The organism is Erwinia tracheiphila, assembly GCF_021365465.1.
Taxonomy (GTDB): Bacteria; Pseudomonadota; Gammaproteobacteria; order Enterobacterales; family Enterobacteriaceae; genus Erwinia; species Erwinia tracheiphila.
The window spans coordinates 2,886,169-2,908,904 of sequence record NZ_CP089932.1 but is presented as its reverse complement, the minus strand read 5'-3'; the positions used below and the strand labels follow the sequence as shown (position 1 = coordinate 2,908,904).

The 22,736-nt window shown below is 46.7% G+C and carries 17 protein-coding genes and 7 pseudogenes; 12 read left to right on the top strand and 12 right to left on the bottom strand.

All coding sequences use genetic code 11. The annotated features are described in order from the left end of the window. Positions 1–10 precede the first annotated feature (10 nt). The 4 genes from pqiA to rmf all read left to right on the top strand — a co-directional run bounded on the left by pqiA (position 11) and on the right by rmf (position 4,105). The gene (gene pqiA, locus LU633_RS15380; RefSeq protein WP_016189621.1) at positions 11–1,285 is read left to right on the top strand and encodes a membrane integrity-associated transporter subunit PqiA; all 1,275 of its coding nucleotides are present in this window, start codon (positions 11–13) and stop codon (positions 1,283–1,285) included. Further along, positions 1,272–2,912, top strand: a complete 1,641-nt coding sequence (gene pqiB / locus LU633_RS15375) for an intermembrane transport protein PqiB (RefSeq protein ID WP_016189620.1) — start codon at positions 1,272–1,274, stop codon at positions 2,910–2,912. The genes pqiA and pqiB overlap by 14 nt, the downstream gene beginning before the upstream one ends. After that, positions 2,912–3,538 carry a membrane integrity-associated transporter subunit PqiC gene (gene pqiC / locus LU633_RS15370; RefSeq protein ID WP_016189619.1) on the top strand — a complete coding sequence of 209 codons (627 nt, stop codon included), beginning with the start codon at positions 2,912–2,914 and terminating at the stop codon, positions 3,536–3,538. Before pqiB ends, pqiC begins: the two co-directional genes overlap by 1 nt. A gap of 399 nt (positions 3,539–3,937) precedes the next feature. Beyond that, positions 3,938–4,105: a ribosome modulation factor gene (rmf, locus tag LU633_RS15365; protein WP_016189618.1), complete on the top strand. Its 168-nt coding sequence runs from the start codon at positions 3,938–3,940 to the stop codon at positions 4,103–4,105. Positions 4,106–4,206: 101 nt separating this feature from the next. Here the strand turns inward: rmf and fabA are convergent, their stop codons facing one another. Then, complete coding sequence (gene fabA / locus LU633_RS15360) at positions 4,207–4,725, bottom strand: bifunctional 3-hydroxydecanoyl-ACP dehydratase/trans-2-decenoyl-ACP isomerase (protein ID WP_016189617.1); 519 nt, start codon at positions 4,723–4,725, stop codon at positions 4,207–4,209. Between the two features lie 67 nt (positions 4,726–4,792). Then, a complete protein-coding gene (locus tag LU633_RS15355) occupies positions 4,793–6,610 on the bottom strand; it encodes an AAA family ATPase (protein WP_232426800.1) in 1,818 nt (605 codons plus the stop codon). A gap of 124 nt (positions 6,611–6,734) precedes the next feature. Between LU633_RS15355 and matP the strand changes: the two genes are divergently transcribed. Beyond that, positions 6,735–7,211, top strand: coding sequence for a macrodomain Ter protein MatP (gene matP / locus LU633_RS15350; RefSeq protein ID WP_016189615.1), 477 nt, complete (start codon positions 6,735–6,737; stop codon positions 7,209–7,211). Between the two features lie 174 nt (positions 7,212–7,385). Here matP and ompA read toward each other — a convergent pair whose 3' ends face one another. Together ompA and sulA are read right to left on the bottom strand one after the other, a co-directional pair. Continuing rightward, the gene (gene ompA / locus LU633_RS15345; protein ID WP_016189614.1) at positions 7,386–8,453 is read right to left on the bottom strand and encodes a porin OmpA; all 1,068 of its coding nucleotides are present in this window, start codon (positions 8,451–8,453) and stop codon (positions 7,386–7,388) included. Positions 8,454–8,800: 347 nt separating this feature from the next. Further along, on the bottom strand, positions 8,801–9,310 hold the full coding sequence (gene sulA, locus LU633_RS15340; protein WP_016189613.1) for an SOS-induced cell division inhibitor SulA: 510 nt from the start codon (positions 9,308–9,310) through the stop codon (positions 8,801–8,803). Positions 9,311–9,512: 202 nt separating this feature from the next. Between sulA and LU633_RS15335 the strand changes: the two genes are divergently transcribed. Next, a complete protein-coding gene (locus LU633_RS15335; protein ID WP_016189612.1) occupies positions 9,513–10,151 on the top strand; it encodes a TfoX/Sxy family DNA transformation protein in 639 nt (212 codons plus the stop codon). On the opposite strand, the pseudogene yccS reads toward LU633_RS15335, so the two are convergent. The 3 pseudogenes from yccS to LU633_RS15320 form a co-directional block, all read right to left on the bottom strand. Continuing rightward, positions 10,111–11,463 (bottom strand): annotated as a pseudogene (yccS, locus tag LU633_RS15330) (YccS family putative transporter); the annotation flags it as partial. The gene LU633_RS15335 and the pseudogene yccS overlap by 41 nt on opposite strands. Then, positions 11,448–12,159, bottom strand: a pseudogene (locus LU633_RS15325) (IS1 family transposase). The pseudogenes LU633_RS15325 and yccS, both read right to left, overlap by 16 nt. Before the next feature lie 48 nt (positions 12,160–12,207). Continuing rightward, positions 12,208–12,930 (bottom strand): annotated as a pseudogene (locus tag LU633_RS15320) (FUSC family membrane protein); the annotation flags it as partial. A gap of 75 nt (positions 12,931–13,005) precedes the next feature. On the opposite strand from LU633_RS15320, the pseudogene LU633_RS15315 reads away from it, so the two are divergent. After that, positions 13,006–14,167: pseudogene (locus LU633_RS15315) on the top strand (IS3 family transposase). 151 nt (positions 14,168–14,318) lie between these two features. On the opposite strand, the gene LU633_RS15310 reads toward LU633_RS15315, so the two are convergent. Continuing rightward, positions 14,319–14,765 (bottom strand): YccF domain-containing protein, encoded by a 447-nt coding sequence (locus LU633_RS15310; RefSeq protein ID WP_016189607.1) that lies wholly within the window; start codon positions 14,763–14,765, stop codon positions 14,319–14,321. Positions 14,766–14,896: 131 nt separating this feature from the next. Between LU633_RS15310 and helD the strand changes: the two genes are divergently transcribed. Then, entirely contained in the window at positions 14,897–16,951 is a 2,055-nt protein-coding gene (gene helD, locus LU633_RS15305) for a DNA helicase IV (protein ID WP_016189606.1), read from the top strand. Positions 16,952–17,409: 458 nt separating this feature from the next. Here helD and LU633_RS15300 read toward each other — a convergent pair whose 3' ends face one another. Then, the gene (locus LU633_RS15300; protein WP_051124321.1) at positions 17,410–17,838 is read right to left on the bottom strand and encodes a DUF2057 family protein; all 429 of its coding nucleotides are present in this window, start codon (positions 17,836–17,838) and stop codon (positions 17,410–17,412) included. A 117-nt stretch (positions 17,839–17,955) separates the two neighbouring features. On the opposite strand from LU633_RS15300, the gene LU633_RS15295 reads away from it, so the two are divergent. Next, positions 17,956–19,164, top strand: coding sequence for an IS256 family transposase (locus LU633_RS15295; RefSeq protein WP_046371926.1), 1,209 nt, complete (start codon positions 17,956–17,958; stop codon positions 19,162–19,164). 36 nt (positions 19,165–19,200) lie between these two features. Here the strand turns inward: LU633_RS15295 and LU633_RS15290 are convergent. Then, a pseudogene (locus tag LU633_RS15290) lies at positions 19,201–19,389 on the bottom strand (DUF2057 family protein); the annotation flags it as partial. Positions 19,390–19,585: 196 nt separating this feature from the next. Between LU633_RS15290 and LU633_RS15280 the strand changes: the two are divergent. Continuing rightward, a protein-coding gene (locus tag LU633_RS15280; protein ID WP_325175726.1) for an IS1 family transposase occupies positions 19,586–20,283 on the top strand; the annotation gives its coding sequence in 2 pieces (ribosomal slippage) (positions 19,586–19,835 and positions 19,835–20,283; 699 coding nt in all). A 63-nt stretch (positions 20,284–20,346) separates the two neighbouring features. Continuing rightward, positions 20,347–20,760, top strand: coding sequence for a CoA-binding protein (locus LU633_RS15275; RefSeq protein WP_016189604.1), 414 nt, complete (start codon positions 20,347–20,349; stop codon positions 20,758–20,760). A gap of 12 nt (positions 20,761–20,772) precedes the next feature. On the opposite strand, the pseudogene hspQ reads toward LU633_RS15275, so the two are convergent. Together hspQ and rlmI are read right to left on the bottom strand one after the other, a co-directional pair. Then, a pseudogene (hspQ, locus tag LU633_RS15270) lies at positions 20,773–21,089 on the bottom strand (heat shock protein HspQ). A gap of 58 nt (positions 21,090–21,147) precedes the next feature. Then, positions 21,148–22,338, bottom strand: coding sequence for a 23S rRNA (cytosine(1962)-C(5))-methyltransferase RlmI (rlmI, locus tag LU633_RS15265; protein WP_016189602.1), 1,191 nt, complete (start codon positions 22,336–22,338; stop codon positions 21,148–21,150). Positions 22,339–22,425: 87 nt separating this feature from the next. Here rlmI and yccX point away from each other — a divergent pair. Next, a pseudogene (gene yccX, locus LU633_RS15260) lies at positions 22,426–22,703 on the top strand (acylphosphatase). The last annotated feature ends 33 nt before the right edge of the window (positions 22,704–22,736 follow it).

The following is a 22,736-nucleotide window of genomic DNA, read 5'->3' as shown; positions in this document are numbered from 1 at the left end:
GAGGTTATTTATGTGTTCATCACACCACGCCGATAGCTGGATGCTTTGCCCACAGTGCGATCTGATGTCACAGTTACCGGAGCTGCAGCCCGGGAACAAGGCCAACTGCCCGCGCTGTGGGACAATTCTGTTAGCCAACTGGCATGAACCGCAGAATCGTCCGACCGCCTATGCGCTTGCTGCATTGGTTATGTTGGTGCTGGCTAATCTTTTCCCCTTCGTCAGTATGAGCGTTGCCGGATTGAGCAGTGAAATTACGCTGATGCGCATCCCTCAGGTGATGGCGTCAGAGAATTACAGCAGTCTTGCAACGCTTTTTATGCTTTTTGTTCAGGCGGTTCCGGCCATCTGTATGGTGGCCATTTTGCTGTTAGTGAATCCAGTAAGTCTGCCTTCACCCGTGAAGCAGCTGATGGCGAAAATGCTTTTTCAGATGAAAAGCTGGGGCATGGCGGAAATTTTTCTTGCCGGGGTGTTGGTAAGTTTTGTTAAACTGATGGCCTATGGTGACATTGGTATTGGCACCAGTTTCGTTCCCTGGTGTTTTTTTTGTCTTTTGCAGATTCGTGTTTTTCAGTGTATCGATCGCCGTTCGCTCTGGGCGCGCATATCCCCTTTGCCGCCGCTGTCATCATCCCCGTTGCCCGCTGTCAGCGGAATTCGTCAGGGCCTGCGCTCATGTAGCTGCTGTACCGCTGTGTTACCTGCAGAACAGTTTATCTGTCCACGCTGTGCAACCGGTGGTTATGTACGCCGCAGGCACAGCCTGCAGTGGACGCTGGCGCTGTTGTTGACCTCTCTTTTACTTTACATTCCGGCTAACTTGTTTCCGGTCATGGTGACGGAGGCGCTGGGCAGTAAGATTACCTCAACCATTATGGCGGGCGTGATCCTGATCTGGAGCGAAGGCTCATGGCCTGTTGCGCTGATTATTTTTATTGCCAGCATTATGGTGCCGTCGCTAAAAATGTTGGCTATCAGTTGGTTGTGCTGGGATGCCAGTGGCAGCGGAAAAAAGCATTATGGCAGTGATAAAATGCACAAAATTTATGAGGTGGTCGAGTTTGTTGGCCGCTGGTCGATGATTGATGTTTTTGTCATAGCAATTTTGTCCGCGCTGGTGCGCATGGGCCGGCTAATGAGTATTTATCCCGCGCCCGGGGCTTTATTGTTTGCCCTGGTGGTCATCCTGACGATGTTTGCTGCAATGACATTTGATCCCCGATTATGCTGGGATCGCGTAAGTGAAAAAAGCCCTGAGGAGCCGAGCATTGAAGGAAAATAATCACGGTATGGTGGCGGTTAGTCAAATTAAACGCTGGTCCCCTGTCTGGATCATTCCAGTCATCACTGTGTTAATTGGCGCATGGATTTTATTCTACCACTTCAGCCACCAGGGGCCGGAGGTCAATCTCATTACCACCAATGCTGAAGGGATTGAGGGCGGTAAAACCACCATTAAAAGTCGCAGTGTCAATGTTGGGGTGGTGGAGAGCGCGGTGCTGACTGACGATCTTCACCATGTGGAAATTAAAGCCCGCCTCAATTCAGGCATGGAAAAATTGCTTAAAAGTGACACGGCTTTCTGGGTCGTCAAACCTGCTATTGGCCGTGAAGGCGTAACGGGTTTAGGAACGTTACTCTCTGGCGCATACATCGAACTCCAGCCAGGGACGAAAGGCGACAAACCTGAACAGTACAAGTTACTTGATGCACCGCCGCTCGCACCACCCGATGCAAAAGGGATCCATGTCATTCTCGACAGCTCCCGTGCCGGCCAGTTAAATGCAGGTGACCCGGTATTGTTTCGCAGTTATCGCGTTGGCTCGGTGGAAACCAGCCGTTTCGACCCTGACAAACGTTTGATGAGCTATCAGCTGTTTATCAGCGCACCTTACGATCGACTGGTCACCACCAATGTGCGTTTTTGGAAAGACAGCGGCATCGCTGTGGACATGTCTGCTTCCGGTATGCGGGTTGAAATGGGTTCGTTAACCACATTGTTTAGCGGCGGTGTAAGTTTTGACGTACCGGAAGGGTGGGAACTTGGTCAGGTAGCCGAAAATGAGGCGGAATACACGTTATTTGATGACCAGCGTAGTATTCAGGATTCGCTGTATACCGTGCATAAAGATTTCCTGATGTTCTTTAACGATTCAATCCGTGGTTTGCAACCTGGCGCGCCAGTTGAATTCCGCGGGATTCGACTAGGTACAGTGGCTCAGGTGCCTTATCAGTCGAAAGCAGTCGCACAGAATTTGAATAACGATTACCGTATTCCTGTATTGGTTCGCATTGAACCCGATCGTTTCGCCAGCGTGTTGGGCAAGGATTTTGACATGGAGCAGCATTTGAAAGATGGCATTAAAACCGGACTGCGTGCGTCATTAAAATCAGCCAACCTGATTACCGGTTCGCTGTACATTGATCTGGATTTTTATGACAACGTTAAGCCATACCGTGGACCTGATGCGTTCGCCGGTTATGAACTGATCCCAACCACCAGTGCCGGACTGGCGCAGATTCAGCAAAAGCTGATGGCAACGCTTGATAAGATTAATAGCCTGCCTTTAGATCCGATGATTGGTGAGGCAACGGGAGCGCTAAAACAAAGTAAGGCAACGCTACGCGAGCTACAGAAAACGCTTGACAACATTAATCAGATCACCTCCAGCCAGTCAATGAAGCAGTTACCAGAGGATATGCAGAAAACGCTGCGTGAGCTGAATACCAGCATGAAAGCTTTCCAGCCCGGTTCACCTGCCTACAGCAAGATGGTTGGCGACATGCAGCGGCTTGATCAGGTGCTTCGTGATTTACAGCCCGTACTGAGAACTTTAAATAATAAAAGCAATGCGCTGGTGTTTGAAGCGAAATCCGGACAAGATCCACAACCCAAAAGGGCCAACTAATGATCAAATGGATTCCTGTGGCACTCACGCTGATTTTGACAGCCTGTAGCAGTAAGCCAGAAACCACCTGGTATCAACTGCCCTCAGCGCATAAGGGAGGTGCTGTTAGCAACAGCGTTACTCAGCGGCCAGCTGTGTTTGTACAGCATATTTCTGTGCCTGATTTCCTGGCAGGTAATGGTCTGGTTTATCAGAGTAGCGATGTTAAATACGTCATTGCCAGCAATAATCTCTGGGCCAGCCCCCTCGATCAACAATTGCAACAAACCCTGATTGCTAATTTGTCTGGGGAGTTGCCCAGCTGGTTGGTCTCAGGCTCGCCCCTTATTCAACAGCAGGACACGCTGAACGTGAATATTAGTGATTTCCACGGACGCTACGATGGACATGCGGTGATTAGCGGTGACTGGCTACTGGAACACCAGGGGCAGATTATTAAGCGTTCTTTTATTTTGACTGTTCCACTAAGGGAAGACGGGTACGATGCTCTGGTGCGGTCTCTGGCTGCAGGCTGGCAGCAAGAGGCGCAGCAAATAGCTCAGGTTATCCGACAGACAGGGGAGACCAGCCATCGACAAGATGAGCGTGATCGCTCCTCTGACGCTGTCAGCCAGAATGAAGGATAAGCCAAAGTATCAGGCTGTCTGAGGATATTTGTTTTTAAATACTGGTAGATATGCTTCCAGACTTTTATGATTTCAGACGGGTTAGTGTAAAGGAGTGCTTCGGTAGCTCGGTTATTGCACAAAAATGGCAGTAATAATCTTAAAAATCTCATTGCTTATTACAAAATCATCTTAAGTCTCCGTGTTTTTTTTGTTTGATTATCATGCGTTAGCGCGAAAGAAATAATTTTTGGGTGAAAAATAGCCAATATTTCTACAGAAATGTGACAATGACGTGAATCTTACGCATTGATTTCTGCTGCGGATGACGTTAAAAATTAACGCGTGGCTGCAAATATTGCAGTCACTGATTTCTTTCCACCAGATTCCACCTGACCTGAAGAGAGGACTACAGGCATGATGAAGAGACAGAAACGAGATCGACTGGAACGGGCACACTCAAGAGGCTATCAGGCCGGTATTGCCGGGCGGTCAAAAGAAATGTGTCCCTATCAAATGATAGACGCGAGGTCTCACTGGTTGGGAGGTTGGCGACAAGCCATGGAGGACAGGACGGTTACGGCGTAACCAGATTGTTTAGTTCAGACGATCCGTACTTGTGTTTTCACCTTGAGCGGATTATTGAGTAAGAACCTCCGCATTGCGGAGGTTTGCATTTGATAGCGCAATCAGAATGCAGCTGTATCTTTAAACAGCCCGACTTTCAGATCAGAAGCTGTATAGATCACCTTGCCGTCAACCAGCACTTCACCATCTGCCACGCCCATCACCAGTTTGCGATTTATCACGCGTTTAAAATGAATGCGATATGAAACTTTTTTAGCATCAGTTAGCACTTGTCCACTAAATTTGACTTCACCTACGCCAAGGGCACGACCTTTGCCTTCTGCACCTAACCAACCCAAATAGAAACCCACAAGTTGCCACATGGCATCAAGACCCAGGCAACCAGGCATAACAGGATCGTTCACAAAATGGCAGCTAAAAAACCACAGGTCCGGATTGATATCCAGTTCAGCTTCCACAAAGCCTTTATTGAAATTGCCACCGTCCTCGGTCATTTTAATGACACGGTCCATCATTAGCATATTTCCGGCTGGCAGGGGGGGGCCTCCGGCACCGAAAAGTTTACCCTGACCAGAGGCAATCAGGTCTTCTTTCGTATAGGATTCGCGTTTATCTACCATGTTCTCAGTAAGCCTTATTTAATGAAGCAGGGATATTAACTTACAGGTATAAGCTGAACAAGCCCGGTTAATTCTGGTTGAACCAGTTAAGCCAGCGTAGTGGCCATACAAATTGGCGTCGTTCCTGCTGATTAATTTGTGCAATGCGTTCCTGTATTGTACGAAGCAAGCAAGGCGCATCTTCTTTATTCCATTCAATACCTGTGAGCAAAAGCAACGCCTCATCAACATTACTGACTGCCCATATATGGAATCTGTCTTCCCGAACGGCATTAACGACCTCCTGGTTTAGTGAAAGATGTCGTATATTAGCCACAGGGATGATTACTCCTTGTTTTCCAGTGAGTGTACGTTGATTACATATATGGAAAAAGCCTTCAATCTTCTCATTCAATCCACCAACAGCCTGCACACGACCAAATTGATCTACTGACCCCGTAATAGCAATTTGCTGGCTGACAGGCTGGCAAGCCAGTGCGCTAATCAACACGCAAAGTTCAGCTAACGAAGCGCTGTCACCATCTAATTCGGTGTAGGATTGCTCGAAGGTTAATGAGGCCGAAAAGGGGAGTTGCTGTTCCAAATCCAGTTCAGAAATCAACCAGGCTTGCATAATCATCATGCCTTTGGCGTGAATATTACCGCCAAGTTCAGCTTTACGCTCAACATCAGTAAACTCCCCGTCACCAATGTGCACGACGCAGCTCAGACGTGAAGGTTCGCCAAAGGCACGGGGATGACCCGGCACTTCAATCACTGAAAGGGCATTGATTTGCCCAATCATTTCTCCCTCAGTTTCAATAACAACCTGATCGAGTAATATTTCGTCAAGCATGCGCTCTGCAAGGAAATTTTCCCGCCATTCACGAGTTTCAAGCGCATTTTGCAAGTGTTCGCCGCTGAGGTTTTGATCGGGACTGAACATTAAGGCTTCTTGCAACTGGCGATTTAGCCATGCCGGGCAAAGAGGCAGGGTATCTTGATCGCCTGTATATCTGGCGCCTTCGCAGATCAAGACCGACCAAAAATCATCAGTGATGGTGTTTATGTCCTGTTCCATAGACCAAAATTGCACCCATTTAATCCAGTGACTTAAATCGTCCCCATCACTTATCTGCAAATTATCCTCAAATTCTGAATAAAGTGCCTGCATGGCAAGATCGGGTTCCATTTGCTGAAATTCGGCAAGGACATCGCGTTCACCGATTAATACCAACCGCAGTTGTAACGGCATTGACGGTATTGCTACAGGTAGCGGGCGAGTTTCATCCGGTGAGTACCAGTCGAAATATTGTGTGGCAAGGATTTTTTTGAGCCTCAACCAAAGCAAGGGCTGTGCTAACAAAGTGCGTAAAGACAGAATCAGGGCACCGCCATTTGCTTTATGTAGCAACCCTGGTTGCAAGGTAATTGTTTGATTGTAGCAACGTACACAGCCAAAAAGTTGTTCAACTTCAATCCAGTCGGCAAAATGAACCCCACCATGACCTGCAAAATTATCCTCTGATGAAGTTGCAGGACGCCAGCTGACACTCGTACCATTAATTTGATAGTGGCCACCGTAAACTGTGATCTCATTATCTGCGGAGTCTGCTGAAATCCCCGCCATAATTTTTTCAAGTAAGGAAAAATAGTCAGTATGTTCAGACGATCTGACCAGCATGAGAGGAAACCTGGCCGTTGTTTGCATCAACAGATTCACACCATCAAAAAGGCGGGGCTGTACAGAAGCGAAACAGCTTAAATTGTCTTCGGGTATCTGCGAGATAGAGGGGGTTATATTTTCAGTCTTAGGCTGTAAGGCACGCCATTCCAGTCGATTATTGGTCAAGTTATCATTTTTCTGAGTGTAAGTTAAAAGGAGCATTATACTGGATTTAGGCATGTTAAGCATCGCAGAGATGTGTATCTTGCCCGGACGGCGTGTAAAAATTAATTGGTTTTTTTCAATGCGAGAGCGTTGGAAAAGCTGATATTCTAAATCAGTTAGTCAAAAACATGAGATTCCGATGAAATATCAGCAGCTGGAAAATCTGGAAAGCGGGTGGAAATGGAAGTACCTGGTTAAAAAACACCGGGAAGGTGAAATGATCACACGTTATTTGGAGTTCAGTGCTGCACAGGTAGCAGTAGATGAATTATTGGCAATGGAAAACCGACCTGTGCAAGTAGCGGAATGGATTACACGCCATATCAATCCAGCGCTGCAAAATCGCATGAATCAAACGATTCGTGCCAGACGCAAGCGGCATTTCAATGCGGAACACCAGCATACCCGTAAAAAATCGATCGATTTGGAATATCTTGTATGGCAACGATTGGCAGGTCTCGCACAGCGACGAAGTAGCACTCTCTCGGAAACGATAGTTCAATTAATTGAAGATGCAGAACACAAAGAAAAGTATGCAATCCGTATGGATTCCTTAAAGGAGGATCTAAAGGCGATATTAGGTAAACCAGAACAGGGCAGCCAGCCAGAAGGATGAATTCAAGCTAAAGCCTGAGTATTTTAAAAGAGAATATTTTATATCAGATTGATGATTGTAAATTTTTATTGACCAATGCAAAAGAATCAAAAGGGCGCATATATTTTCACCTGATATCGGTTAGCCCACATTCAAAGAATAACTTCAAACTGTGGGCTGTTTATATTAAAGCAATTAACCCTGAGGCTGGGTTACTACGTCTTTAATACCTTTAACCTGAATTTCTACACGACGATCTGGGCCAAGGCAATCGATAAGGGCATTACGACCTTTAACGCTGTCACAGGTATTTCCGGTTACAGGGTTAGATTTACCCATGCCACGTGCAGAGATCTTGTTAGAAGGAATGCCTTTGGATACGAGGTAGTCAACAACAGACTGCGCACGTTTTTCAGACAGCTTCTGGTTATACTGTTCGGAGCCAATACGATCAGTATAGCCCAGAACTACAACGGAACCATCTTTAGGATCCAGAGAGCTTAACTGGGAATATAGCTGATCCAGAGCTTGCTGACCTTCTGGCTTCAGAGTAGCCTTGTTGAAAGCGAACAGAACGTCAGAACGCAGAGTGAAGCGTTTGGTTTCCACGACTGGAGCCGGAGCCGGAGCCGGAGCTGGGACCGGGGCAGCAACATCATCCTGGCCAAAACGATAAGAAACACCTAAGCTCAACATTCCGTTATCAGGACGCGTGCCAACAGTGTTTGCATCGCCAATGTTGTTGACCCACTGGTAATCCAGACGGGTTGCCCAGTTTTTGGTCAGGGCATACTCAGCACCTATGGCTGCCAGAGGGGAAACACCTGTGTCGTGATCGCCAATGCGAGTACCGTTATTATTCTGAGTTGAATCTGCGCGCCACACCATGCCACCTAAGCGGGTGTAAACGTCAAGATCGTCAGCAATCGGGTAGCTCAGTTTGGCAGCCAGCTGAACGCCTTGTGCTTTGAACGCGCCATTTACGTTATTACCTTTGTAAGGCATACGACCTAACCAGTCGTAACCCAGCTCGAAGCCGAGATACTGGTTAGCCTGGTAACCTCCGAATGCACCTGCACCGAGCTGATTTTGGTGAGTTGGGCCATCATTGTTAACATAACCGTTACCGTAGTAACCGGTGTCGTGATACTGAGACCAACCCAGTTTTGCACCAGTATACCAGGTATTATCTTTAGGGGCGGCCTGCGCTAGGGTAGTGAAACCAGCCAGTGCCACTGCAACTGCGATAGCTGTCTTTTTCATTTTTGCGCCTCGTTATCATCCAAATAGGCAATGAGCTTTAATGAGCTCTTTGATTAATCCTTCGCCGGGTTAAGGCGCTCAATTGTTTATCGTCCGGGAAAGGAAGATTTTAGAGCACCCTGGCGACGTAAAGTCTACAACGTACCAGCAAAGTTACAAGTATGATGTGACATTAGTCTGTAAAAAAACAGAGTATTATACATATTCCTACACATTTTCCGGCAGGTTGTGTGTTGAAACAATTTAAGGAAAATACAGCTAACTCATTGTCACATCAAGTTATAATGTAATCATGATCTTATATTGGTAAAGCTCGTATACGGTGGCAAGAATATTCTTATTTTTACTTAATGATACAATCCAGACTGAATTTTTAATCCATTGAGAGGTCTATGCTGGGCAAAATTTTGCATATGAGGTCGCATTATAAGGCCTAGCGTTTGCCCTGATAAAGCTGCTGCCTCCAGTCTGCAACGATCCTTTGAGGAGATTTTTTCAGGCAACCACCCCAAAACCACACTGTAGTTTCCTGTCTGCATTGCCTTAATCATTGTTTCTACTGTATTGATGGTATCAGAGGCTTTTACATGCATCACTTTCTCTGGTGGCAAACCAGATTCTACCAGCCAGCTGCGGCTCAACTTTTTTTGTGGCGTAAGCCAAAGCTGCCATCGCGACTCAGTGCCTAATTGCTGCAGCAAAGGCAGCAGCAGAAGTTGTGCTATATCCAGCTTTTCCAGACTGTAAACCAGCTCACTTACTAAACCTGTTACTTTGACATTTCTGGAGGATTTACAGGTATGTGCTGAACTGAACCTGTTGTTAACTGGATGAGATTTAATGAAATTTGTTTGCATAGTAACATTGCCTCCATGATTGCTGTATGAATATACAGTATATCTGTGCCGGGCAAAGATCAACCTTATTTTTTCTAAACGTCTCGCAAAATCGTAATGCAAAAGACTACAACAGCAATTAGTAATTGAACCTGTAACTCCTATTGCATACTTTTTCTTTGCGGAGAGTAACTTCAGATAATAAGAGTTGAGGAAAATTATCATGGAAGAAACAAAAAAAAGAATCACAAGTACAAAAGATAAACTTGCTGAGATGGGCGAGATTACCTGTCGAAGCCAGTTTGGCGGCTACAGTCTTTCTGTAAATCACATTGTATTTGCTCTTATTTCTGACGGTGAACTGTATCTCAGAGCCTGCGAGCAAGTGATGCCCTATATTACTGAAAGAAGGATGAAGTCTTTAATAATTTACAAAAGAGGCATGCCTGTCTCTCTTGAATACTACAAAGTTGATGAGTTTCTGTGGCGAGAGTCACAACAATTATTAGCGTTATCGAAACTTTGCTTACAGGGCGCTATACAACAGCGGGTATGGAGCTGGAATAATCGACGGCTGAAAGATTTGCCCAATCTCAGCATGCGTCTTGAAGTACAACTGCGCAGCGTAGGAGTTAGTACGGTAAAAATGCTTAAAGAACAAGGGTCAAGACGCTGTTGGTTAAAATTACACGCAAATAATCAGAATGTGGGAATTAACGTTTTATTTGCTCTGGAAGGTGCAATTCTGGGACAGCATTATCAGGCGTTATCACAGGCTGTGAAAGCAGATCTTCGCGATTGGTATTGCGAAACTCTGCGCCTCACACACTGTGCAGAGAGCCGCGAACCTGTTTGCTCATAATCTGTTTTTTTAATTGTGCTATTTCCAAAAGTAGCGAAATCATCAGACCAATCTGTTGCAGGACAAGGGGATCTTTAGCTTTTTTGGTGGTTTGCATCGCTTCGATGCGCTGAGACAGATTCGCCAGCTGCAGTGCGTCAGTCCCATCATCCTGGTTTGACAAAAGGATGTCATCAATATAGCTAACAGCAGTATCCATCAGTTGCAGCAATGGTTGGCTGGTGATCTTTTCACGATGAGCACCAAGAGCCGAGATATAGCCTAACAAGGAATGATTGAGACATAACAGCCTGAAGGCGTGTTCTTTAAGTGTTTCGTTTGTATTTTTTTCAGCTGACAGGCTCGAAACAACGGAAGCAAGTTCAGCATCGGCATTGTGAGCATCCCGACGGGCAACACGGTAATCCAGTCCGTTATCTTTACCCTGGTGATATTGTTTAAGGATAGCGTCCAGATAACGGCAATTAGCATGACAGGCACGCTTAATTACTGATGAAACATTGCGAAAGCGCCAGTCTGGCCAGATGAAAGCAACAGCCAGCCAGGCAATACCGAAACCAATCAATGTGTCGACAATACGTGGCAGGGTAATATCAAATCCCTGCTCCAGCAGATTGAAGCAGCCTAATACCAGAAGAGTAATAAACAAGGTGGCGCTGGCATAATGTTACTGACGGAAAGCGAAGAAGAGTACGCCACTGAGTACAATTAAAATTAATTGTCCCTGAACAGAGGGCACCAGCCATAGTAGCGGAAGACCAACAATAATACCTGAAACAGTCCCTGCTATACGCAGTGCCAGTCTGCGTTTTGTTGCATTATAATTTGGCTGGCAAACAAACAGGCTGGTTAGCAGTATCCAATAGCCATGCTGCAAGCTGGTTAATTTGATAATTGAATAGCCGCAGCAGAGTAGGAGAGAAAGCCGTACTGCATGACGAAATAAAGCAGAATGTGGAGTCAGATGTTGACTGAGACGTAAGCGGATATCAGCCCATCCATTGAGCCCATCATCCGACAATGTCTGGTCACGGCTTGCTGGGTCACGATTATGGTTTTGCTCGATTTCAATCGTAGCCATTTGTGCATCAATTGCTTTTAAATTGTTCAGGAGGTAGGTCATTGCTTGTATGTCACTGCCTGATGCCATAGTTGCTTTCAGACGTTCAAGTGCAGCATTAAGATGTTTGAAAGCACGTTCAAAGATGGCATCGTGATGATATATTTCACGCAACAAAATACAATTTGCCAGCTGACGGCAAGCTTTTCCTTGCAGAAAGAGGTCGTGACGCAGATTTATTGATAATGATGAAGAGTAAGATACCAACCGATGATCTTATCGTGCATTTCCTCTGACTTCGAAAAGCAAATTGTTCTGCGGGTCAGTCGTTTGATATGTGTGCGAAGATTAAGATTATGTCGTTCTGTCCGTTGGGTATATTTCTTGCTCACCACGTGGCCTGTTGCACTTAACCGAACTTTATAAACCGGCCAGGCATCTGTCATATAAAAGGCAATGTTAAATTTGCTTAACAGGGCCAGCAATCGTCGCAGGGTCGGGGCATTTCTCGGGCCGAAGACGTGGGCCAGAGCACGTTTGCGGATACGGTCATAAGCATAGAACAACCACCGGGGATTGCTTCTACACCGCACGTAAGACCATTGTTCACCAGCTTCACAGCAGATAGCAACCTCCGTTTCGGGGTCGATATTCTCAGCTACCTGCTTTGGCGAAATTTTTTTACGTGCCGCAGAACCGGTGCCGCAGAACCGTATTGAGGCTGATACCGAGAACCCGTGCGGTATCGCGACATCTGGAATCATTCATGGCCATATTAACAATGGTCTGGTGTGTGTCTGGTTTGGCACCGGAGTAGCTAAAATTGAGCTGAAAGGTCTTTGAACAATGCTTGCAGATGTAACGTTGGGCACCGGATGCTGAATGTCCGTTACATCGTACAGCATGAGTTTCATTGCACTGAGGGCAGACGACATCAACTTTAGCCATATATTGCATCCAAAGCGCAAAGCATACGTGATCAGCAAGTCTGCGTCACGACCGCAGAAAGAGTAGGCGCTGGAAACGGAACAATATATCACTATGTCGATGAGTATGACGTAAAGAATGATACTGAGCGTGGGATGAACTGGCACGTTCATGGATATCCTGGGCGACAAAATAATAGTGTAGCGTGCGGCGTGTTCCTCGTTGTCCACGGTCTCCACGCAATCTTGATTGTATTGATGTTTTAGCCTGATTGAGTGTGGCGACAAGCTGGCTGTTGGCCATTGCGACATCAATTAAAACCTTGTCCGCCCGTTCTTCAATATCGGGATCAAATAAACCCGCTTTGGCTTCCAGATAAACTGATAAGATCTCAAAGAACCTTGCAATATTTTCTTGTAATGGTCGGACAGGAAATATCAGGTGCCCCGTAACAGTCAACAGATTGTACCAGGCTGCCCCAACAAGAAGTAGCAAAGGTTGAAGATACCATTGCGAAAAAAGGTTAATTCCCAGCAAGGTATAAATAGCGATGAGCAGCGTACCGAATGCGATGGTTGCATAACGTTGTCCAAGCGCGCCAAGCAGAATAAAACCCCATGTTGAGACCGCTAATCCAATAATAAAAAGCCACGGATAAGGCGATAGCACCTCGACCGAGATTGATACGACACAGAAGCAGAGCAAAGTGATCAACAGATTACGTAATCTGCCAGCCAACCTGTCATCAAGATCGGTGAGCGCTGCTGCAACTACACCCAGGGTGAGGGGTATAATTGTAGTGGCACACTGAATTTGGCCACCTGAGTTGAGGTGATATGCTCACCTCAAAATTTCACAGGTGAACCAATGAGCAAGGTATTTACTGCTGAATTTAAACTTGAAGCGGCAAAGCGGGGCCTCGACCAGCACTACACACACGGTGAAGCTGCTAAGGCGATGAATGTCAGTCTTTCTGCCATCAACCGGTGGGTAAAATCGTTACGTCTGCAGCGTCAGGGAAAAAAACATCGGGGCTGCCTGTCACTCCTGAGCAAACTGAACTCAGGGAAATGAGAAAACGTATACAGCGCCTTGAAATGGAAAACGAAATCCTAAAAAAGGCTACAGCGCTCTTGATGTCGGACTCCCTCAACAGTTCTCGATAATCGACAGTCTGAGGGCGCATTACCCGGTTGCCTCATTGTGCCGACTGTTCGGTGTTCACCGCAGCAGTTATCGCTACACACGTAAAAACAGTACTGAGCCTGATGCTGACCGTGCCGTTAAACGCCTTCTGGTCAGCGAGGTCTGGAACGCCAGTGGGGGTTCCGCCTGTGCCAGAAGTATCGCCACGATGGTCACGACAAAGGGCGTACAACTCGGTCGATGGCTGGCTGGTCGACTGATGAAAGAGCTGGGTATCACCAGTTGTCAGATACCGGGGCATAAATACAAACGTGGGGGCAATGAGCATGTTGAAATCCCGAATCTTCTTGCCCGGCAGTTTGCAGTGACAGAACCGAATCAGGTCTGGTGCGGTGATGTGACCTACATCTGGACGGGCAAACGGTGGGCTTATCTGGCCGTGGTGCTGGCTCTGTTTGCCCGTAAACCGGTGGGCTGGGCGCTGTCGTACTCACCAGACTCAGACCTCACTATAAAAGCACTTCAGATGGCATGGGAGCTACGGGGGCGGCCATCAGGCGTGATGTTCCACAGTGTTCAGGGGAGTCATTATACCAGTCGTCAGTACCGACAGATGCTGTGGGGCTACCGGAGCACACAGAGCATGAGTCGCCGGGGAAACTGCCGGGATAACAGTCCGATGGAGCGGTTCTTCCGTAGACTGAAGAGTGAATGGGTACCAACGACGGGCTACGAAAGCTTAGGGGAAGCACGGTTATCGATAATCCGATATATCACGGGGTACTACAGTGCTCTCAGGCCTCACTGGAATAACGGCGGCTTAACGCCAAATGAATCAGAGCGGCTGTTCCACGAACAGTCAAGGTCGTGTGGCCAAAATTAGTTGACTACTACAAATCCACGTGATATGACCCAACCACCATGGCAGGCCAGTGGCGCCAGCAAGCGAAATAAAAATCCGCAGGTTATAAAGCAAAGCGCTGTTATAAACGTAGTGTCTTAATTGCGGTGTTAATAGCGAGTGCATTGCGGCCTCAATTGAATATTTGGCGTGCATTTACCTCACGGGAAGCTCTTGCTACCTCAACGCTAACTACTCTGCGGCCTACGGGCCATAGTGCAATGCCCGCGATCTTTAAGTTAGCGATACCGGTTGGGATGCCGATCAACGTTATGCACTGAGCAATGCCCGTCATTATGTGCATCAGACAAAGCCACCAGCCAAAAAAAATGAACCATAAAATATTCAGAATAGTTCCACCAGAATTCATCAGCACACTTTTCTTTCCCGGGTGGAGCTCGTCAACATGAACTGCTTCATTACCATAAGGAAGAAGAGATAATTTGGTGATTTCCCAGCAGGAGCGTGTCAATGGCAGTGTAAAAATAAAAATAATGCTGAACAGTGTTGCGAGAAGCCAGGAAAAAGTTGTGAGAAAACCGCCCAAAACGAAATTCAAAATATTCAAAACAGCACGCATAGGTTCTTATTCCTTCAGACTCAAAGTAGAGCAGACTCAATACCAGGATTGTAACGTGTTTAGGGGGTGGAGCGGTACAGTTTGACCCGTTAAACTGGTGCGTGGATAAGCATAATGTACCCGGAAAACTCATGGAACTGAAAGCGACATCAATTGGTAAGCATCTTGCGCAGCACCCCTACAATCGGGTGAGATTATTGCCTGCTGGTGTGAAGGTCACTGGTGAAAAGCATGAATATATCATTCCGTTTAATCAGCTCCTTGCTATCAGATGCAAGCGTGGACTGGTTTGGGGAGAATTAGAGTTTACCGTTCCTGATAAGCAAGTTGTCCGCTTGCATGGTACGGAATGGCAGGAAACACAGCGATTCTTTCATCATCTTAACCAGCGCTGGCAGGGCTGGAGTGAGGAGATGAGCATTATATCAGCGCAGGTGCTCGATGAGCAGGTGATAAAAATTCGTCACTCAGAACAACAGGATAAATGGCTAAAATATAGTGATACGGTTGGCCAGGTTGAATCCATTGAACTGGCTCTTTCTTCAATCCCACTCCCGATTATGCGTCTGGAAGAATTCGTTAATTGCCGGGAAGCCTACCAGTTTCTCCGACACAGGTTGGAAAACATTGATCGCTACCGTCGTCAATGTAATGAACAATGGTCGCAGAGAATGATGGAGGTTTACTCTGATTTCTTTAATACGGTTGAACCATCCCCTCTTAATCCCTCTCAGGCAAAAGCTGTTGTAAATGGTGAAGATGCTGTGCTGGTGTTGGCTGGTGCCGGTAGCGGCAAAACCTCAGTGTTGGTGGCGCGTGCAGGCTGGTTATTGCTGCGTAAGGAGGCGACAGCGGAACAGATACTGCTGCTGGCATATGGCCGTAACGCAGCGGAAGAAATGAACGACCGCATCATCGGTCGGTTAGGAACTGACGGCATTGAGGCGCGGACTTTCCATTCACTGGCCCTGAGCATTATTAAGGAGGGCAATAAGAAATCACCCGTTATCAGTGAGCTTGAGTTTGACCGTGAGCGTCGCTATCAACTGCTAATAAACGTGTGGCGTCAGCAGTGCAGTGAAAAAAAATCCTGTGCCAATGGCTGGCGGCAGTGGCTAAAGGATGAACTGGGATGGGAGCTTAACGACAATGATTTTTGGCAGGATGAACAACTGGCCCGCAGACTGGTAATACGGCTTGAACGCTGGCTTTGCGTTATGCGCATGCATGGTGGCTCACAGACGGCGATGATTGCTTCCTCACCGGATGTAATACGCGATCGCTTTGCTAAACGCATAAAGCTCATGGCACCAATAATGAAAGCCTGGAAAAGTGCGTTAAAAGAAGAGGGCACCGTCGATTTTTCGGGATTAATTCATCAGGCTATTAATATCATTGAAAAAGGCCGCTTTATCACGCCCTGGAAGCATATTCTTGTGGATGAATATCAGGACATATCGCCGCAACGTGCTGCGTTATTGTCAGCGTTGAGAAAGCAAAATAAGCAAATTACATTATTTGCAGTGGGTGACGACTGGCAGGCTATATATCGTTTTAGTGGTTCTGAAATGGCGTTAACAACCGCTTTTAATCACCATTTCGGTGAAGGAGAGTGCGTTATGCTGGACACGACTTACCGTTTTAACGACCGCATCGGTAAAATAGCCAATAGTTTTATACAGAAAAACCCGTACCAGTTAAGAAAAACGCTGAATAGCTTGAGTAAGGGTAATAAAAAGTCAGTAGCTTTGTTGCCTGAAAATCAGCTGGAAGCCTTACTGGATAAAATCAGTGGTTATGCAGAACTAAATGAACGAGTGCTGCTAATTTCCCGGTACCAATACCAGCGTCCACTTTTACTTGAAAAAGTCCAGACGCGTTGGCCAAAGCTTAAAATCGATTTTTCTACAATACATGCCAGTAAAGGTCAGCAGGCCGATTACGTGATTCTATTGGGGTTAAAGTCGGGGCACAATGGCTTCCCGGCTGTAGCCCGTGAGTCTGTGATTGAGCAAGCTTTGTTGCCTGAATCTGAAGATTTTGAAGATGCCGAGGAGAGACGCCTGGCGTATGTTGCTATTACGCGCGCTAAAAAACAGGTATGGATGCTGTACGATCCAAACTCACCTTCTGTGTTTGTTGATGAATTCAAAGGGATGGGGGTACCGACGCTGCGCAAGCCCTGAATAATTATGGGATGGGGGAGGCGTATTTGGCGTAGTAGCTGTGAATACGGGGGACATAAATAATTGGAGTGTCCGGCTTACGCCAGAAAAAATGGGACAAAATTATCAAGTTAGCTGTAGTTGTAAGGATGGCTTCTTGCATGTCTGTCAGACGGCATGATACTTAGACAGTGAAATAATTCAGATCGTTATCAAATAACTTTCTCGATAATAGCACATCGGTTTTATTATTCGGACAGCTTGCTTCAATCCATTGCACCGCTGAATGCGGGCGTGGAAATTAACTTTAAAAGTAGAATTTTATTGATGATTTATGCCGCATTTGCCAGACGTGGTTGCCGGGTAATGCATAAGTGCTTTCTCCCGGTAGTTGTGTAATCAAGGCACTTTTTGGCAGGTATTATGTGTGGACAGGTAAATAACAACCTCTGATTATGAATGAGGCCGGGTCGATGGCTTCAACTGGCATGCAATGCTCTTAGCAGCAGTGCCAGCCTCTGGCGAGTGGCAGAGCCCATCTTAGCATACCAAAGTTGTAATATACGCATGTGCGAATAATTTTGGGTATCAGCCTCGCTGGCAAAATATAAATTGTTATTGCTGAAGGGAATTTGCTCCAGTGAATGAAAGTGTGCAAAACGAGGAACGGAAGCAATATGACCTTTAATGTTGTAATGCATCATCGCCCGCTCAAAGCTTTCTTCTTTATTACTAAAAAGTCGATCCTGTTGATTATCCAGTCGTTTATTACATTCATCATAAAGATGAATTTCAGGCTGCTGATTAAAACTTATCGCCTGTTGCAAGGTAGCTAAAGGTGGCAGACTGATTGAAACAGACTTAGCCTGAGCATTAAAGGTTACTATCAGTGGAGTTGATGACCACAAGACTGTCCCATGGGAGTCGGTTTGAACGCTTTTTTCAAGTCGTAAAGAGACTGTAATTAAAATTGTGTAATTGCCTGTTTTTGATATGTTCACTCCAACAATGGAGACAGGCAAATTATGGACGAGAAGAAACTTAAGGCCCTTGCTGCTGAACTGGCCAAAGGCCTCAAAACTGAGGCCGGCCTTAATCAGTTTTTCCGCATGCTCACGAAGCTGACCGTTGAAACGGCACTCAATGCAGAACTGACTGACCACCTCGGGCATGAGAAAAATGCCCCTAAAACCGGCACCAATACCCGCAACGGCTACTCTTCAAAAACGCTGCTGTGCAACGACGGTGAAATCGGGCTAAACACGCCGCGCGACCGGGAAAATACCTTTGAACCTCAGCTGATTAAGGAGAATCAGACGCGTATCACGCAGATGGACAGCCAGATTTTATCCTTGTATGCCAAAGGCATGACCACGCGGGAAATCGTCGATACGTTCAAAGAGATGTACGATGCTGATGTGTCACCGGCCCTGATATCAAAAGTCACGGATGCCGTTAAAGAGCAGGTCGCCGAATGGCAGAATCGCCAGCTGTATGCGCTCTATCCCATTGTTTATCTGGACTGTATTGTTGTTAAGGTTCGTCAGAATGGCAGCGTGATTAACAAAGCGGTGTTCCTGGCACCGGGCATCAATACCGAAGGCCGGAAAGAGCTTCCGGGGATGTGGCTGGCTGAAAATGAAGGTGCAAAGTTCTGGCTGAACGTGCTGACGGAACTTAAAAATCGCGGCCTTCAGGACATCCTGATTGCCTGCGTGGATGGACTGAAGGGCTTCCCGGATGCGATAAACAGCGTCTATCCACAGACTCACATCCAGCTGTGCATCATCCACATGGTGCGTAACCGCCTGAAATACGTGGCGTGGAAGGACTACAAAGCGGTCACGGGCGGGCTGAAAACCGTTTATCAGGCACCAACAGAAGCGGCCGCACGGATGGCGCTGGATGCGTTCGCCGAAGAATGGGATGACAAATATCCACAAATCAGCAAAAGCTGGCGTGCGCACGGGGAAAACCTCAATACGTTCTTCGGCTATCCGTCTGACATCCGAAAAGCTATCTACACCACGAATGCCATTGAGTCGCTGAACAGGGTGATCCGTGCCGCCATTAAGAAACGCAAGGTATTCCCGACGGATGACTCAGTGCGAAAGGTTATTTACCTGGCAATCCAGTCGGCATCGAAAAAATGGAGTATGCCGATCCAGAACTGTCGGCTGGCGATGAGCTGCTTTATTATTGAGTTCGGTGACCGCCTGAGCGTTCACCTTTGACGTGGTGGCAGTTACACAGAATTATTTACAGGGTCGTCGTAAAAGTACCTGATGCTGGCCTCGTTCAAGTTCAATGCCGTCTGCCCCTTTTAATAATGAGCCAGAAATTTTACGCCCATCAAGCACTAATAAGTTAATTTCATTGGGGAGTTTCAGGGTTGTAGCCGATGCCGTCGCTGAGGCTAACAAAATAATAAGTCCAGTTATAACCAGACACAGCTTCATTTTTCCTCCAGATAAAGATGGCAAAAGCATTGAGCGTATCAAAGTCTTTCAGTATGACAGCATATTAACATTTAAACATATTTGTTTGTGCTAAATTTATGAAATTACTTTCAGTACAAATCCGGGTTTTATGTCGATATTCGGGTCGTGACGCAGACTTGCTGATCACATATGCTTTACGCTTTGGATGTAATATATGGCTAAAGTTGATGTCGTCTGCCCTCAGTGCAATGAAACTCATGCTGTACGATGTAACGGACATTCAGCATCCGGTGCCCAACGTTACATCTGCAAGCATTGTTCAAAGACCTTTCAGCTCAACTTTAGCTACTCCGGTGCCAAACCAGACACACACCAGACCATTGTTAATATGACCATGAATGGTTACGGATGTCGCGATACCGCACGGGTTCTCGGTATCAGCCTCAATACGGTTCTGCGGCACGTAAAAAAATTTCGCCAAAGCAGGTAGCTGAGAATATCGACCCCGAAACGGAGGTTGTTATCTGCTGTGAAGCCGGTGAACAATGGTCTTACGTGCGGTGTAAAAGCAATCCCCGGTGGTTGTTCTATGCTTATGACCGTATCCGCAAACGTGCTCTGGCCCATGTCTTCGGCCCGAGAAATGCCCCGACCCTGCGACGATTGCTGGCCCTGTTAAGCAAATTTAACATTGCCTTTTATATGACAGATGCTTGGCCGGTTTATAAAGTTCTGTTAAGTGCAACAAGCCACGTGGTGAGCAAGAAATATACCCAACGGACAGAACGGCATAATCTTAATCTTCGCACACATATCAAACGACTGACCCGCAGAACAATTTGCTTTTCGAAGTCAGAGGAAATGCGCGATAAGATCATCGGTTGGTATCTTACTCTTCATTATTACCAATAAATCTGCGTCACGACCGATATTCGGAAAATATATAAAGTAATCCAACCTGTTAAGGAGGTATATATGGAAAATGATATCGTCGCTCATATTCTGGTCTCGACGAAGCACATTGCATTGGTGGGAGCCAGTGATAAAATCAGTCGGCCCAGTTATAGCGTAATGGCCTATTTGCTTTCGCAGGGATATAAAGTAAGCCCGGTTAGCCCGAAGCTGGCAGGGCAAACACTGCTTGGGCAAAACGTTTATGCGCAGTTGAAAGATATCCACGAGCCTGTCGACATGGTCGATATTTTTCGCAATGCCGAGGCTGCATTAGGCGTCGTCGGTGAGGCCATTGCTATTGGAGCAAAAGCGATATGGTTGCAAAAAGGGGTTATTAATCATCAGGCAGCAGAGCTTGCCAGAAAAAATGGATTGAAAGTTATTATGGATCGCTGCCCGAAACTGGAGATACCCCGTCTCGGGCTGGAAAAATAGCGAACTGCTGGCCTAATTTCTTAGCCGTGGTGTCTTAATTGCTGGCGAATGGATGTAGCAAGTTCTTCCATAGAAGAATGTTCGACAAAATCCCCCGGTGGTTGCCAGGACAGTTGTGCTTCAGCAAGATACGTATGCACAGTATCGCCATTTTCATTTTCCATAACGACATGATACCAGGGATGGGATCGCAGTGATTCATTATTGGCTTCTGAATCTGCATGTTGAAGCCCAAGGGAATATTCTGGATCTACATCGACCACCACACCTGCAAAACCGAGCAAAGTATGTCGCACCTGCTGACCGAGTCCAAATTTACTGGCAATCATGTCCACCTCCTGAAGATTTATGTTATTTCAATTTGGGGGCGGAACATGAGTTTTCAAGTCAGACTACGCGACAGGCAAAGCCTTTGAGATATAATCCTTCGGGATAACTGGTTATGACAGGGTGATCGGCTGCCTGTCGGAACTGTTCAAGAAATTGCACGTCCCTTTGTGCATCGAGTGCGGCATCAGCGATAATTTTTTGGAACAGATCGCTGTTCATCAGCCCCGAGCATGAGAAGGTGAGCAAAAACCCGCCGGGATTCAGCAGTTGAATCGCCAGCATATTTATATCTTTATAGCCCCGACACGCACCGGCGAGTTGATTTTTGTTTTCAACAAACTTAGGCGGGTCCATAACAATCAGGTCGAATTTTTCTCCGCTGTCACGATAGCGACGTAACAGTTTGAAAACATCGTCGCGTATAAATTCAGCTTTTGACAGGTCAAGCCGGTTCAATTCAATATTTTGTCGTGCTACATCAAGTGCGGCCTGCGATGTATCAACATTTATTACCTGTGCGCAGTTGCCCATTAAAGCAGAGACAGCGAAGCCTCCAGTGTAGGAAAAGCAGTTAAGCATACGAGCACCAGTGGCATAGCGTCGGGTGGCAAGACGGCTGTCACGCTGGTCGAGGTAGTAACCTGTTTTATGACCGGTACGAATGTCAACTAACAGCTTCATGCCATGCTCAGTGATGGGCAGGAGTTCTGGTGGCGCCTCTCCGCATATCACACCCTGAATCAACGCCAGCCCCTCTTTTTTACGAACAGCAACATCGGAGCGATCATAAATTGCACATTCCGGATAGCATTGCTGGAGAGCGGTCACCAGTGCCGCCCGTTGATATTCAGCACCCGCCGAGAGCAGCTGCAGCACCAGGAAAGTCCCGAAGCGATCGATGGTAATTCCCGGCAGGCCGTCAGATTCAGCGGCAATGAGGCGGTAACTATCAAGATTATCTTTCAGAGCCAGCCATGTTCGCAGCTGTTGGGCGGTTTGAATACGCTTAATAAAGAAAGCAATATCAACAGGTTCATCCTGTTGCCAGCTCCAGACGCGTGCATGAATTTGCGAGTCAGGGGACCAGGCTGCACGTGCCAGCCACTTACCATTGCTGTCACACACGTCAATGGTCTCGCCTCGTTGCGCTTTACCTTCCAGTCGTGCAACAGCACCGGAGAAGACCCAGGGGTGACGACGAAGTAAAGATTTCTCTCGCCCTTTAGCAAGAATTAAACGAACAGTCATATTTGCTATGCTTACAGTCAGAAAAACGGACATCATTGTCCGGTCTGGGCGATGAAATTGCAATCAGCGGTTGTTCAGAAGGCTTTAATGGCAACAATCACTCTGCGAGCCTGGGTTTACGGCAGGGTTCAGAGAGTAGAATTTCGTTATCAAACTCAGTCCAAAGCAAAAGCCTTGCTCTGAAAGGTTATGCACATAATCTTGATGATGGTGGTGTGGAAGTGCTGATTATTGGCAAGAAGGAAGCCGTTACAAAGCTGCTTAAGTGGTTAAATTCCGGGGGACCGCGCAGTGCAAGAGTTGAGCGAATATTAGTCGAACCCTGTCAGACATCTGAACAGCTATCTGGGTTCATAATTGGTTGAATCCTTCCTGAGAACCTCAGACTTTTAACAAAG